The 13,410-nt window shown below is 72.8% G+C and carries 12 protein-coding genes; 4 read left to right on the top strand and 8 right to left on the bottom strand.

Annotated elements, in window-relative coordinates:
* Nucleotides 1–5: 5 nt before the first annotated feature.
* Together AB0A69_RS09375 and AB0A69_RS09370 are read right to left on the bottom strand one after the other, a co-directional pair.
* Nucleotides 6–1,346 carry an MFS transporter gene (locus AB0A69_RS09375; RefSeq protein ID WP_361417407.1) on the bottom strand — a complete coding sequence of 447 codons (1,341 nt, stop codon included), beginning with the start codon at nucleotides 1,344–1,346 and terminating at the stop codon, nucleotides 6–8.
* Between the two features lie 26 nt (nucleotides 1,347–1,372).
* Nucleotides 1,373–1,816, bottom strand: coding sequence for a MarR family transcriptional regulator (locus AB0A69_RS09370; RefSeq protein ID WP_361417405.1), 444 nt, complete (start codon nucleotides 1,814–1,816; stop codon nucleotides 1,373–1,375).
* Nucleotides 1,817–1,928: 112 nt separating this feature from the next.
* Between AB0A69_RS09370 and AB0A69_RS09365 the strand changes: the two genes are divergently transcribed.
* A complete protein-coding gene (locus AB0A69_RS09365; protein WP_361417402.1) occupies nucleotides 1,929–2,111 on the top strand; it encodes a ribbon-helix-helix protein, CopG family in 183 nt (60 codons plus the stop codon).
* 10 nt (nucleotides 2,112–2,121) lie between these two features.
* Here the strand turns inward: AB0A69_RS09365 and AB0A69_RS09360 are convergent, their stop codons facing one another.
* Nucleotides 2,122–3,576, bottom strand: coding sequence for an NCS2 family permease (locus AB0A69_RS09360; RefSeq protein WP_361417399.1), 1,455 nt, complete (start codon nucleotides 3,574–3,576; stop codon nucleotides 2,122–2,124).
* A 203-nt stretch (nucleotides 3,577–3,779) separates the two neighbouring features.
* Between AB0A69_RS09360 and AB0A69_RS09355 the strand changes: the two genes are divergently transcribed.
* Complete coding sequence (locus AB0A69_RS09355) at nucleotides 3,780–4,058, top strand: DUF2530 domain-containing protein (RefSeq protein WP_361417396.1); 279 nt, start codon at nucleotides 3,780–3,782, stop codon at nucleotides 4,056–4,058.
* A 140-nt stretch (nucleotides 4,059–4,198) separates the two neighbouring features.
* Complete coding sequence (locus AB0A69_RS09350; RefSeq protein WP_361417394.1) at nucleotides 4,199–6,649, top strand: HAD-IC family P-type ATPase; 2,451 nt, start codon at nucleotides 4,199–4,201, stop codon at nucleotides 6,647–6,649.
* Between the two features lie 146 nt (nucleotides 6,650–6,795).
* On the opposite strand, the gene AB0A69_RS09345 is transcribed toward AB0A69_RS09350, so the two are convergent.
* The gene (locus tag AB0A69_RS09345; protein WP_361417391.1) at nucleotides 6,796–7,392 is read right to left on the bottom strand and encodes an isoprenylcysteine carboxylmethyltransferase family protein; all 597 of its coding nucleotides are present in this window, start codon (nucleotides 7,390–7,392) and stop codon (nucleotides 6,796–6,798) included.
* Between the two features lie 46 nt (nucleotides 7,393–7,438).
* Between AB0A69_RS09345 and AB0A69_RS09340 the strand changes: the two genes are divergently transcribed.
* Complete coding sequence (locus AB0A69_RS09340; RefSeq protein WP_361417388.1) at nucleotides 7,439–7,993, top strand: GNAT family protein; 555 nt, start codon at nucleotides 7,439–7,441, stop codon at nucleotides 7,991–7,993.
* A 66-nt stretch (nucleotides 7,994–8,059) separates the two neighbouring features.
* Here the strand turns inward: AB0A69_RS09340 and AB0A69_RS09335 are convergent, their stop codons facing one another.
* From AB0A69_RS09335 to AB0A69_RS09320, 4 genes are all read right to left on the bottom strand, one after another.
* Nucleotides 8,060–8,884 (bottom strand): SAM-dependent methyltransferase, encoded by an 825-nt coding sequence (locus tag AB0A69_RS09335; protein ID WP_361417386.1) that lies wholly within the window; start codon nucleotides 8,882–8,884, stop codon nucleotides 8,060–8,062.
* Complete coding sequence (locus AB0A69_RS09330; protein WP_361417384.1) at nucleotides 8,881–9,129, bottom strand: hypothetical protein; 249 nt, start codon at nucleotides 9,127–9,129, stop codon at nucleotides 8,881–8,883. The genes AB0A69_RS09335 and AB0A69_RS09330 overlap by 4 nt, the downstream gene beginning before the upstream one ends.
* Nucleotides 9,130–9,280: 151 nt before the next feature.
* Nucleotides 9,281–12,388, bottom strand: coding sequence for a molecular chaperone Hsp90 (locus tag AB0A69_RS09325; protein WP_361417381.1), 3,108 nt, complete (start codon nucleotides 12,386–12,388; stop codon nucleotides 9,281–9,283).
* A 92-nt stretch (nucleotides 12,389–12,480) separates the two neighbouring features.
* Nucleotides 12,481–13,404, bottom strand: a complete 924-nt coding sequence (locus tag AB0A69_RS09320) for a DUF3027 domain-containing protein (RefSeq protein WP_361417378.1) — start codon at nucleotides 13,402–13,404, stop codon at nucleotides 12,481–12,483.
* Nucleotides 13,405–13,410 lie beyond the last annotated feature (6 nt).

Below are 13,410 nucleotides of genomic sequence, written 5' to 3'. Positions count from 1 at the left end.
CGGCGTTACGCCGCCGTCGCCAGCTGCTCGCGCGGTACGAAGCGCACGTGCGGGTGCCCCCGCCGCATGTCCAGCTTCAGCCGCAGGCCGACCGCCCGGACCAGCACCAGGCCGATGACCGCCGCCGCGGCCAGCGAGACCGCGCCGCCCACGGCGAACCCGGTGCGGGCGCCGTAGGTGTCGGTGATCCAGCCGACGAGGGGCGCGCCCAGCGGCGTACCGCCGACGAACACCATCATGTAGAGGCTCATCACGCGCCCCCGCATCACGGGGTCCGTCGCCATCTGCACCGACGCGTTCGCGGTGACGTTGACCGTGAGGCCCAGCATGCCGATGGGGACCAGCAACAGGGCGAACAGCCAGAACGCCGGGGCGAGCGCCGCCGCGATCTCCAGGACGCCGAAGGCCATCGCCGAGCCGACCAGCAGCCGCAGCCGCGAGGTGCCGCGCCGGGCGGAGAGCAGGGCGCCGACCAGGGATCCGGCGGCCATCAGGGTGTTGAGCAGGCCGTACGTCCCCGGCCCGACGTGGAAGACGCCGTCCGCGAAGGCGGTGAGCCAGATCGGGAAGTTGAAGCCGAAGGTGCCGATGAAACCGACGAGCGCGATGGGCCAGATCAGCTCCGGGCGCCCGGCGACGTACCGCAGGCCCTCCCGCAGCTGGCCCTTGCCGCGCGGGGCGCGCTCGGCCTTGTGCAGCTCGCCGGTGCGCATCAGCAGCAGCGCGGTCAGCGGGGCGAGGAAGGACAGGCCGTTGACGAGGAACGCCCAGCCGCTGCCGATGGAGGCGATCAGCACGCCCGCGACGGCGGGGCCGACGAGCCGCGCCGACTGGAAGTTCGCGGAGTTCAGGCTCACGGCGTTGCGCAGCTGGACCGGGCCGACCAGTTCGGAGACGAAGGACTGACGGGCCGGGGTGTCGACGACCGTGACCATGCCGAGCAGGGACGCGATCAGGTACACGTGCCAGACCTGGACGTGCCCGGAGAGGGTCAGGACCGCGAGCGCCAGACCGCACAGGCCGAGCGCGGCCTGGCTGGCCAGCAGCAGGCGCCGCTTGGGGTAGCGGTCGGCGATGACGCCGCCGTACAGGCCGAAGAGCAGCATCGGCAGGAACTGCAGCGCCGTGGTGATGCCGACGGCCGCGGCGGAGCCGGTGAGGCTCAGCACCAGCCAGTCCTGGGTGATGCGGGCCATCCAGGTGCCGGTGTTGGAGACGATGGCCCCGGTGAAGAACAGCCGGTAGTTGCGGACCTTCAGGGAGGCGAAGGTCGACTTCTTGGTGGTGCGCGTGTCGGTGGTGGATATGTGTGCGGGTGCGGAGTCTGCTCCGTTTCCCGTACTCAAAGGTTCGCCTCCTCGATGCGGTGTGCTTACAGGTGCGCGAGCTTCTCCAGCACGGGCGCGGCCGCACGCAGCTTGGCCCACTCGTCCTCGTCGAGACCCTCGGCGAGCGAGGCCAGCCAGGCGTTCCGCTTGCGGCGGGACTCCTCCAGCATGGTCTCGGCCGTCTCGGTCGAGCTGACGACCTTCTGCCGGCGGTCGTCGGGGTGCGGCTCCAGCCGGACCAGCCCCTTGGCTTCGAGCAGCGCCACGATGCGCGTCATGGACGGCGGCTGGACGTGCTCCTTGCGGGCCAGCTCACCGGGGGTGGCCGAGCCGCAGCGGGCGAGGGTGCCCAGCACCGACATCTCGGTGGGGCTCAGCGATTCGTCGACGCGCTGGTGCTTCAGGCGTCGGCCCAGCCGCATGACGGCCGAGCGGAGCGAGTTCACGGCAGCCGTGTCGGCCGGATCGCCGTGGGAGAGGTCAGGCATGTTCCTTAGCATAACTCATTACTCTGACTAAAGACCAACGCTTCACCCGAACGAGTGAGAGATTTCCGGAAAGTGACGCGCGCGGCCGGGCGGGGCGGTCACCCTGACCGGCATGTCATCGACGGTGCTGAGTCTGCGCATAGACGGGGAGCTGCTCGACCGGGTGAGGCAGCACGCGGCGAGAAGCGGAATGAGCGTCCAGGACTATGTCGTCCGGACGCTCATTCGGGAGGATTTCGACGAACGCTTTCAGGCGGCGGTCGACGAGACGGAGAGGTTCTACGGCCTCACCTGACGTACGCGGCTCACGTCAGGCCGAGCGACGGCATGGCGTAGGAGAAGACGAAGACCGCCGACACCACGTACATCGCCACCGGGACCTCCCGGCCGCGCCCGGCCGCCAGCCGCAGCACGCTGAAGGCGATGAAGCCGATGCCGATGCCGTTGGTGATCGAGTACGTGAACGGCATCATCAGCATCGCCAGGAAGGCGGGCACGGCGATGGTGAAATCGCTCCAGTCGATGTCCTTCACCGACCCGGCCAGGATCAGGAAGCCGACCGCCAGCAGGGCCGGGGTGGCCGCCTGGGACGGGACCATCGTGGCGAGCGGCGTGAGGAACAGCGCCACCGAGAAGAGCGCGCCCGTGACGACCGAGGCGAGGCCGGTACGGGCCCCCTCGCCGACGCCCGCCGTGGACTCCACGAAGCAGGTGGTGGCGGAGGATGAGGTGGCGCCGCCGGAGGCGACGGCGAGGCCGTCGACGAGCAGCACCTTGTTGATGCCGGGGAAGTTGCCGTCCTTGTCCATCAGCTTGGCCTCGTCGCCGACGCCGAGGATCGTGCCCATGGCGTCGAAGAAGCAGGAGAGGAGGACGGTGAAGACGAACAGGCAGCCGGTGAGCAGGCCGACCTTCTCGAAGCCGCCGAACAGGCTGACCTCGCCGACCAGCCCGAAGTCGGGGGTGGCGACCGGGTTGCCCGGCCACGTCGGGGTGGTCAGGCCCCAGGAGGGGATGGTGGCGACGGCGTTGACCACCATCGCGACGATCGTCATGACGACGATCGAGATGAGGATGGCGCCGGGCACCTTGCGGATGATCAGCGCGAGGGTGAGCAGGGCGCCGAGCACGAAGATCAGGACCGGCCAGCCGGAGAGGTGACCGCTCGACCCCAGCTGGAGCGGGACGGTGGTGTGGGCGGCGTCCGGGATACGGGAGACGAAGCCCGAGTCCACCAGGCCGATCAGCATGATGAACAGGCCGATGCCGATGGCGATGCCCTTGCGCAGCCCGACCGGCACGGCGTTCATCACCCGCTCGCGCAGGCCCGTCGCGACCAGCAGCATCACGACGATGCCGGCCAGGACCACCATGCCCATCGCGTCCGGCCACGACATGCGGGGCGCGAGCTGGAGGGCGACGACGGTGTTGACGCCGAGGCCGGCGGCGAGGGCGATGGGGACGTTGCCGATGACGCCCATGAGGAGCGTCGAGAGCGCGGCGGTCAGGACGGTGGCGGTGACGAGCTGGCCGCCGTCGAGCTGGTGACCGTACATGTCCTTGGCGCTGCCGAGGATGATCGGGTTCAGCACGATGATGTACGCCATCGCGAAGAAGGTCGCGAAGCCGCCGCGTACCTCCCGGGCGACCGTGGAGCCGCGTTCGGTGATCTTGAAGTAGCGGTCCAGGCCGCTGATCGGCTGCTGCGGGGACGGCGGCGTGGCGCCGGTGTCCACCGGAGCGGTGACCGAGGAGGGCATGCGAAACCTCAGGGTGCGGGGGGCGGGAAGGGGGGGTTGACCGGTCGTATTCGTTCATTCACACGAAAGAAACCGGTCAGGCATAAGCCGTTTCAGTATGAATGCATCATGCGAAGATCGGTATCTCCGCGCGTAGATGCGTCCGATGGGTGGGACGCCGCTGCGCCTCGGACGCCCGTCGGCGCTCCGCATAGACTCGCCGCATGGCGAAGTGGACCCCCAAGCACGAGGCACCGGAGCCCCTGGAGGGGCCCGTCGTCGGCACGATCACCGGTGGCACGATCCTCTGGTTCGCCCTCTTCCTCGTGCAGGTCCCGTTCTACGGCTGGTTCGCCGACCGCGACCTCACCTGGTGGGTCTGGACCTGCCTCGCGGGCGGCGGTCTGGGCCTGATCGGCATCTGGTACGTCCGCAAGCGCGACGCCGCGATCAAGCGGGCGCGCGCCCAGCAGGACGCGGCACCGGGGCCGACCGACTCCTGAGACCGATCAGGTGGCGGGGCACGGCCCGTAAGGCACCGGGCCCTGCCCGTAGGTCCACGGGACCATCCCCGTCCTCCCGTGGTCGGATCTTCCCCGTACTCGGGGGGTGAACGCCCGCCTCCCGCCGTACCGTCGAAGACATGACGCAGCGGGCGAAGATCGACACCGACGGCCCCGAGCCGGGGTCCCCCGTCATCGACGCCGGGGCGGAGCTCGACCCCGTCCACCCGGTGGCGCCACCCGTGCGGCACCGGCCCGGGGGGCTGACCGCCGCCGAGGTGGCCGAGCGGGTCGCGCGGGGCGAGGTCAACGACGTACCCGTACGCTCCTCGCGCTCCGCCGCCGACATCGTCCGGGCCAACGTCTTCACCCGCTTCAACGCCATCATCGGCGTGCTGTGGGTGATCATGCTGGTCGTCGCGCCGATCCAGGACAGCCTCTTCGGCTTCGTCATCCTCGCCAACACCGGCATCGGCATCATCCAGGAACTCCGCGCCAAGAAGACCCTCGACGGGCTCGCCGTCATCGGCGAGGCCAAGCCCACCGTCCGGCGCGACGGCGTCGCGGCGCGGCTCTCCACCTCCGAGATCGTGCTCGGCGACTGCGTCGAGCTCGGCCCCGGCGACAAGGTCGTCGTCGACGGCGTGGTCGCCGAGGCGGACAACCTGGAGATCGACGAGTCGCTGCTGACCGGCGAGGCCGACCCCGTCGTGAAGAAACCCGGCGACGAGGTCATGTCCGGCAGCTTCGTCGTCGCGGGCGGCGGGGCGTTCACCGCCACCAAGGTGGGGCGCGAGGCGTACGCCGCGCAGCTCGCCGAGGAGGCGTCCCGCTTCACGCTGGTCCACTCCGAGCTGCGCAGCGGCATCTCCACGATCCTGAAGTACGTGACGTGGATGATGGTCCCGACCGCGATCGGGCTCGTCATCAGCCAGCTCGTCGTCAAGGACACCGACCTCAAGGAGTCCGTGGCCCGGACGGTCGGCGGCATCGTGCCGATGGTGCCCGAGGGGCTGGTGCTGCTGACGTCCGTCGCCTTCGCCATCGGCGTCATCCGGCTCGGGCGCAAGCAGTGCCTCGTCCAGGAGCTGCCCGCCATCGAGGGTCTCGCACGCGTCGACGTCGTCTGCCTGGACAAGACCGGCACCCTCACCGAGGGCGGCATGGACGTCACCGGGCTGCGGGCGCTCGACGGGTACGACGAGACGTACGTACGCGAGGTGCTCGGCGCGTTCGGCGCGTCCGACCCCCGCCCGAACGCCTCCCTCCAGGCGATCATCGACGCCTACCCCGACAGCGGGTGGACCTGCGTCCGGACGCTGCCCTTCTCCTCCGCCCGCAAGTACAGCGGCGCCGCCTTCCAGGAGCCGGAGGGGACGAGCTCCTGGCTGCTCGGCGCGCCCGACGTGCTGCTCCCCGACGGCGACCCCGTCCTGGACGAGATCGAGGACCTCAACGCCCAGGGCCTGCGGGTGCTGCTCCTCGCCCGCGTCACCGGCGCCCTGGACGACCCCGAGGTCGCCTCCACCGCGCGCGCCGCCGCCCTCGTCGTCCTGGAGCAGCGGCTGCGGCCCGACGCGGCCGACACCCTCGCCTACTTCGCCGACCAGAACGTCGCCGCCAAGGTCATCTCCGGCGACAACGCCGTCTCCGTCGGCGCCGTCGCCGCCAAGCTCGGCATGGACGGCGCCGACCGCGCCGTCGACGCGCGCCGCCTGCCCGCCGAGCGGGCGGAGATGGCCACGGCCCTGGACGAAGGAGCCGTCTTCGGGCGGGTCACCCCCCGGCAGAAGCGCGACATGGTCGGCGCGCTCCAGGCGCACGGGCACACGGTCGCGATGACCGGCGACGGCGTCAACGACGTCCTCGCCCTCAAGGACGCCGACATCGGCGTCTCCATGGGCTCCGGCTCCGAGGCCACCAAGGCGGTCGCGCAGATCGTCCTGCTCAACAACAGCTTCGCCACGCTGCCGTCCGTCGTCGCGGAGGGCCGCCGGGTCATCGGCAACATCACACGCGTCGCCACGCTCTTCCTGACGAAGACGGTCTACTCGGTGCTGCTGGCGATCCTGGTGGTGTGCTCGCAGGTGGAGTACCCCTTCCTGCCCCGCCACCTGACGCTGCTGTCCACCCTCACCATCGGCGTCCCGGCCTTCTTCCTCGCCCTCGCGCCCAACAAGGAGCGGGCCCGGCCGCACTTCGTACGCCGCGTCATGCGGTACGCGATCCCCGCCGGACTCATCGCCGCCGCCACCACCTTCGCCACCTACCTCCTCGCCCGCACCCACTACAGCGGGGAGGGCGCGCTCGCCGCCGAGACCAGCGCGGCGACGCTCACCCTCTTCCTGGTGTCCCTGTGGGTGCTGGCGATCATCGCCCGCCCCTACACCTGGTGGCGCGTGGGCCTGGTGGCGACGATGGGCCTCGGCTTCCTCGTCGTCCTCGTCGTGCCCTGGCTCCAGGACTTCTTCGCCCTGAAGCTCGTGGGCACGACGATGCCGTGGGCCGCCGTCGCCATCGCCGCGCTCGGTGCGGCCGTGCTGGAGCTGGCCTGGCGGTGGGTGTCCCGGAAGGTCCCGGCGGCCGGCTAGGCCCCCGGTTCCGCCAGGAGCGGGCGCCGGTGCGCCCGTTCACTCCATCGGGCGGTGTACGCCGTGCCGCCGCATGAGGGGCGGTCGCGCGGCCGAGGTAACCGGGCATGAGCTCCGCACCCCGCTCCGTCACCGGGTCCGACGGTTCACCAGACACCGGGGACGAGACGTGCGGTGCGGGCGGCGTACTGGGCGTACTCCGGGCCCAGCGCGGAGATCAGGACGGCGTCCTCGGTACGGATGCGGTAGAGCATCCCGGCCAGGGTGCCGCCGACCAGGACGAGGTGGGCGGGCGGGTGGTCCAGGCCGAACCCGGCGCAGGCGACCATGAGCAGCCCTCCGGCGTACGAGGGGTGCCGCAGGTGGCGGTAGGGGCCGCTGCGGACCACCGGCTGCCCGGGACGCACGTCGACGGTGCCGCGGAAGTGCTCGCCCAGGGTGGCCACCGCCCAGTGGCGCAGCGCCATCCCGGCCCAGACACCGGGCAGGGCGATCAGCGTGTTGGCCGCGCGGTCCCCGGTCATGCGGGCGGAGGGAACGCGGCGCATCAGGACCGCCGCGCCGGCTTCACCGAGGGCGATGGCGCCGAGCAGGACGTACGTGCTGCGCCGGTCCCGCGCGAGCGGCTGGGACGGGTGGCGGCGGTTCCGGCGCCGCTCGCGCAGCGCCCACCTTGCTTCGAGTCCGTACTCCAGCGCCGCCGTGGCGCCCGCCAGGGTCCAGGCGAGGGCGGCTTTCGACACTCCGGACGCCGGCTCCGGTGAGGAATTCCGAAGGGTGAGGCGAGAGATGAGCGAGGTACGAGGCATGGGGAATGGTGGTCCCTTCCGTCCTTTCCAGGACAGCGAACTCGCGATGCTGGACCGGGCGCTGAACGACCCCGAGGTGATGGGGCAGTACGCGTGGACCGGGTGGTCCGGCCACACGTCGACGCTGCGTCAGCGGTGGGAGGCGAACCGGCTGCTGTCACCCGAGCTCGGCATGCTGGCCGTGGTGCGGGAGGACGTGGCCGTGGGCGCGGTGACCTGGCGCCCGGTGGCCTACAACGGGGTATCGCAGTGCTGGAACGTCGGGGCCTACCTCCTGCCGGAGGCGCGCGGCCGGGGCGTGATGGCGACGGCGGGCCGTGCACTCGTGGAGTATCTCTTCGCGCACACCCAGGCCCACCGTATCGAGGTGCATGTGGAGGCCGGCAACAAGGCCGCGCGCCTGTGCGCCGAGCAGGCGGGGCTGGTTTTCGAAGGCACGGCCCGCGGTGCCGCCTGGCGCGGGGGCCGCTGGCGCGACATCGAGGTGCTGGCCGTGCTGCGCGGCGATGCCCCGCCGGCACCGGCGGGTGTTTGAGAACGTCGCCGGGCGCCCGGCACACGGCCGGGCGCCTAGCGACGGCTGACGCGCGTCCCTTGCCGGTCAACGGCGGGCGGCGAGGCGGCCCAGCAGCTCCCGGTCGACGGGCCGCGGTGGCAAGGGCGGCACCACCAGCGTGGAGGCCGCCGACAGCGGGGTGTCGGGGAGCTTGGCCAGCGGAACGGTCGTCATGCGCGGTTCCGCGGTCACATACGGCGATGCTTCGTAGACCGTCACCGGGTGATCGGAACCGTAGGAGGCGACCAGGGCATCGGCCAGAATCGTGACGCCGGGACGCGCGTCGTACCCAGGGTCACGGTCCATCATGCCGATCACACCGACCTGCCACAGGATCAAGAGGCCGGTGGGATCGAAGACGCGGTGACGGATCAGGAAATCGGTGGCCTCGAAGCTTTGGCACCCCCGCTCTCCGGGGTCCAGACCCAAGTCGGCGAAGAGCCAGTCCTCCGCGGAGCACGCCGGGAGCATCCGCGCCGCGATGCCCTCCAGGCGCGCCCGACGGATCGCTTCGTGCCCGGGGTAGGCGAACACCCCGGGGTGCCCGTACAGGGCCACGCACACGAATTGGTCGCGACGTACCTCGGACAGGATGTGCTCGACCATGTCCTCGTACGAGGCGGAACGCGGCTTGCCGACGGCGTAGTGGACGTCGAGCGTCTCGACCGAGGCGTTCAACGCTCCGATATGGCGGGTGACCAGAGGGTCCCCGATCAGGCACAGCACCTTGTCGGCCTGTTCCAGACAGGCCCGTGCTTCGACGGTGAGGTCGCCGATGGCCCGGAATCCGGTTCCCACGACGACCAGTTGCGCATTGTCCATGGTTTCCGGCACCGGACCACCGACTCCCTCATGCGTTTGCTCGGTCACGCGCCGGACGGAACCTCGTCGGGATTGAAGAGCAGGACGATGAGAATGGTGTGAGACTCCTTGACCCTGCTGTGCTCCGCCAGCGCGGTGCGCGTGCGCTCCACGTCACCGGAGACGACCGCCTCGCGCTCCGAGGCGGTCAGGGCGCTGTCGGCGACGTACGCCTCCGTCGAGCGGCGGAAGGCGTGCTGTTTGCGCGGCTGGGTGACGAGTTCTTCCATGAAGTCGACTACTGCGGCAGGCATGTTCGCTCCTTCTCGTGGGGGGATGGAACGCCTACCAGCCCACCACGGATAAGTCCCGAAGTGGGCTGATAAGGATGCAAACCGCATGTAAGAGTGAAACCTGACCCTGGCCTACGGCCAACGCCTGACGGCCCGTTGGGGTCCGCGCGCTCTAGTCGAACCAGCGGTCCCGCGCCAGCTCCTCCGTGCGCGACGGGTCCTCCAGCAGCGCCGCCACCTCGAAGCGGCGCGGCCACTGGCCCGCGGCCCACGCCAGGCCCGCCGCCACGCCCTCCAGCGTCGCGGCGTGGACCGTGCCGTCCGGGGTCCGGAGCCAGTCCAGCTCCACTCCCCCGGCCCGCAGCTCCTCGTGCTCGACGTACGTCTCCGGGGTGCCGGCCCCGAGCAGGGCGTGCACCGACTCCGGTACGTCGTGCACCTCGCCCTCCGAGGTCACCTCGGCGTCCACGGCCTCGCTCAGCCGCCGCACCTGGAACAGCTCCGCCAGCTCCGCCGCCCGCGACGGGGCCACCGGCAGCAGCGCCCGGCCCCCGGCCAGCGGCAGCAGGTCGGGCGCGTCCGCGACCAGCGCCTCCGCCGCGTCGACCACCCGCACCTCGCCGTCGACCACGGCGCGCAGCTCGTCGGGGAGGAGCGACACCTGCTCCGGGTCGAGGTCCGCGAGCGCGGTGTACAGGCCGTGCAGCTGGGCCGCGTCCACCTCACGCTCCGGGTCCGCGAGGCGCGCCAGCAGCTCCGCCGCGCCGCCCGGCTCCTCCAGCAGCGCCGCGACCGACGTGCGGACGCCCAGGGCGCGCAGCACCTGCGCGTCCGCGAAGCCCGTCGTGTCGACCCCGTCGTACAGGCCCTCCAGCAGCGGGTCGGCCCCGGCGGCCCGGAGCCCGGCGGGGCGGCGCCCATCGAGCACGGGGTGCCCGCGCAGCCACCACGCCGTGTAGGAGCGGACGGTCTCGGTCGTGCCGTCCGGCAGCAGGATCCGCACCCGCTGGGTGAGCGCGTCCCGCAGCGGCGGTTGGGCGAGCAGCGCGAGCGCCTGCGGCCAGGCGTCGTCGTCCACCAGGTCCAGGTCCCGTACGGCGACGATCTCGGTGGCCACCGGCGGCACGGGCGTGTCCGGCAGCCGGTCCAGGACGTCCTCGCACCACACGTCGACGGCGTCCAGCAGGCCCACGTCGTCCGGCTCGGGGAAGTCGCCCTCGCGCGGCTCCACTTCGTCCGGGTCGAGCACGACGTCCGTGGCGCGGACGAGCGCGAAGTTCGCCAGCACCCCGCAGGCGGCGAGCGGCTGCTCGCCCCAGCGCTCGGCCAGCTCCGGGTCCACCAGCGCCAGTTCGTCCTCGCGCATGACCGAGGCGAAGGGGCTGCCCGGCAGGACCAGTTCGCTCGCGGGCGCGAGCTCCCCGTCCTCGTCCGGCAGCGCCAGCGCGCCCAGCCACGGTTCGTCGCCCGACTCCAGGCCGGCTTCCCGTACGAGCGCGAGGACGGCGTCCGCGAGCTCGTCCGCGTCGACCCCCTCCTCGTCCCAGATGTCGGCGGCGTCCAGCGAGGCGGCCACCGCCGCCCGCACCTGAGGCGTGGTCAGCACCGCGCGGGGCGTCGCCGCCACCGCGCCGAGCTTCTCCAGGACGGGGTGCGCGGCGTCCGGGTGCGCCACCTTCAGGCCCAGGCGCGTGAGGTCCACGGGCGTGTCCGGCAGCGGCAGCAGCACCTGGCGCGGCCCGATGGCCGTGCGCCCGCCGACCAGCGGCACGGGCAGGCCCGTCAGCCGGTCCGGGTCCACGCCCGCGAGCGACTCGTACAGCCGGTGCCACCACTCCGGCGCCCGCTCCGCGCCCGCCAGCCGGTCGATCGCCTCGCCCAGCGGCAGCCGCGCCACGCCCAGCGCGCGCAGCTCGGTCCGGCGCTCCAGGCCGGCCGGCAGCAGCGTCGGCAGCACCTCCGCCAGGACGCGTACGGTCTCGGCGCCCGCGCCCTCCACGACCTCCGCCTCGAACGGGCGCAGGGCCTGCAGCTCCTCCGACGGGGCCGCCGGGGCGAGGAACGCGACGCGCGGCAGCAGCTCCAGCACCGCGCCCCGGATCGCGCCGTCCAGCACGCCCTTGCCGAGCGGGCCCGGCACCAGGTCGATCGTGCCCGTCGACACGGGCCGCCAGTCGGCGAGCAGCTCGGCGTACGCCTCCGCCGCCCGCCGCACCAGGAAGTCCGTCAGCGGCCCCGGCGCCGGGTGGCGGCGCGTGGTGTCCAGCGGGAAGGAGGCGATCAGCAGCGCCGGGATGCCCAGCGGCTCGTCCGTCGGCGTCGGCGCGTGCACGACGGGCGCGGTGCGGGGGCGGACGGGCGCGCCCTCCCCGTCCACGGGCACGGCCCAGGTGAGGGACCAGTGCGGCCGCAGCCGCTCCTCGACGGGCCGGTCCTTCAGCAGGTCGGGCGCGATGGCCCCCTGCCGGCTGACCGTCCGCCAGCGGTGCGTCCCGGTCTCGCTGTCCTCGATGTGCGTGTACCCGTCCCGCCGCGTGCGGGTCAGGACGCGGCTGCCACCCGGCGTCTCCACGACCACCTCGGTGAGGCCCGGGAGCGTCAGCAGCAGCGCGTCGTCGACGCCCGCGAGGAGCCGCTCGACCAGGTCCACGGCGGCCGCGTCCCGCAGCGGCAGGATCACCACCGTGTCGTAGCCCTCGGGCGCGGTGCCCTCGGCGGGCAGCGGCAGGCGCAGCAGCGGCACGTGGCCGTCGCGGCGGCGCAGCTCGTCCCCGAGGCCCGGGCTGGCCTTCGCGGCGTCGGCCGCCATCTCGCGCGCCTCGCGCAGCGACCAGCGCACCCCGCCGTGGCGGCCCACCACCGCGGGCTCGTCGCTCACCGCGAGCACGGCGGCGAAGCCGACTCCGAAGCGGCCGACCGCGCTCTCGTGGCCCTCGCGCTTGGCGGACGCGCGCAGGGTGGACAGCGACTCGACGCCCGTCGCGTCCAGGGGCGCGCCGGTGTTGGCGGCGACCAGCACCGCACGGCCGTCGCCGGCCGGGTCCGGGTCCGCCGGGTGCAGCGTCAGCCGCAGGCGCCCCGCCACGCCCGCGCGGGCGGCGGCGTCGGCGGCGTTCTGCGCGAGCTCCACCACCAGGCGGTCCCGGTAGCCCCCGAGCGCCAGGTCCTCCTCGGCGTTGGCGTCCTCCCGGAACCGGGCGGGCGCGGCGCCCCAGGCGTCGAGCACCCCGCGCCGCAACCGGGCGGTCCCGAACGGGTCGGCCGCGCCTTCGGTCGCCATGGCCCTCACGCTCACGTCGTGCTCCGCTCTCGTGGACTGTGCCTGTACGGGGCCCGAAGGTACCGCGTGAGAGCGACCGGGATCTTGTCGGGCTAGCTGTGGCCCAGGTCCTCCGAGGCGGCGTCCGGCGAGGTCGCCGGGACGGAGCCCTCGTCACGGGCCGGGCGCAGCGGGAACGCGTCGGCGCCCATCGAGTCGAGGACCGGCGGCGCGGGGCGCGGCGGCTTCGGCATGACCGCGGCCTCGGAGTGCCCGCCGCAGCCGTACCCGAGGGACACCACGCGCCCGTCGGCCGGGGAGAACTCGTTGGCGCAGACACCGAACGCCAGCCGCAGCGAACCGCCCAGCGGCACCAGGAAGCCGCAGCTCGCGCAGGAGGCCGGAGCCGCCTGGGCCATCGGGGTCTTCGCGCCGAAGGACTCCTCCCAGCGGTCGGCCGCGACGTGGAGCCCGTACCGCGACAGGACCCGGGCGCGGCGCATGCCGAGCTCCTCGGCCACGGCCGCGATGGCACCCCGCGAGGGCGTGCGGGCGACGAACTCGGCGTCCTCGGCGGCGACCAGCTCCGCGACCTCCTCGGAGACCGGGGAGTTCGGCGGCGGCTCGTCCTCGCCGGTGTAGCCCGGCTCCAGGCGCAGGTCGTCCTGCTCCGTGGGCAGCAGGTCGCCGGGCCCGAGGTCCCCGGGCCGCAGGCGCTCGCTCCACGGCACCCACTCGGGGGCGAGGAGGGCGTCCGAGCCCGGCAGCAGCACCACCTCGTCGAGGGTGACGTTCTTGGCGCGGGAGGCACGGGCGACGGTGACGGCCCACCGCCAGCCGCGGTAGCCGGGTTCGTGGCTCGCGAAGAAATGGGTGACGACCCGGTCACCCTCGGCGACCACTCCGGCGTGCTCTCCGACGACGCCCGGCGCGGCGACCTCCTCGGCCGCCTCCCTGGCGAGGTCTACCGCCTCCGCGCACAGCCGGTCCGGGGCGGGGGTACGCGCAGTACGGCTTCGCGTCGTCGCAGCACTCACAGGTCT

Origin of the sequence: Streptomyces sp. NPDC045431 (genome assembly GCF_040646655.1) — a bacterium.
Classification (GTDB): domain Bacteria; phylum Actinomycetota; class Actinomycetes; order Streptomycetales; family Streptomycetaceae; genus Streptomyces.
Note: the sequence above shows the minus strand (reverse complement) of the source record. Positions and strands in the feature narration are given on the sequence as shown.

Excerpts from the sequence above, each read along its gene's own strand:
- AB0A69_RS09340 (WP_361417388.1), top strand. The coding sequence starts at position 7,439 with ATGAGCGAGGTACGAGGCATGGGGAATGGTGGTCCCTTCCGTCCTTTC.
- AB0A69_RS09330 (WP_361417384.1), bottom strand. The coding sequence starts at position 9,129 with ATGCCTGCCGCAGTAGTCGACTTCATGGAAGAACTCGTCACCCAGCCG.
- AB0A69_RS09355 (WP_361417396.1), top strand. The coding sequence starts at position 3,780 with ATGGCGAAGTGGACCCCCAAGCACGAGGCACCGGAGCCCCTGGAGGGG.
- AB0A69_RS09360 (WP_361417399.1), bottom strand. The coding sequence starts at position 3,576 with ATGCCCTCCTCGGTCACCGCTCCGGTGGACACCGGCGCCACGCCGCCG.
- AB0A69_RS09325 (WP_361417381.1), bottom strand. The coding sequence starts at position 12,388 with ATGGCGACCGAAGGCGCGGCCGACCCGTTCGGGACCGCCCGGTTGCGG.
- AB0A69_RS09365 (WP_361417402.1), top strand. The coding sequence starts at position 1,929 with ATGTCATCGACGGTGCTGAGTCTGCGCATAGACGGGGAGCTGCTCGAC.
- AB0A69_RS09370 (WP_361417405.1), bottom strand. The coding sequence starts at position 1,816 with ATGCCTGACCTCTCCCACGGCGATCCGGCCGACACGGCTGCCGTGAAC.
- AB0A69_RS09350 (WP_361417394.1), top strand. The coding sequence starts at position 4,199 with ATGACGCAGCGGGCGAAGATCGACACCGACGGCCCCGAGCCGGGGTCC.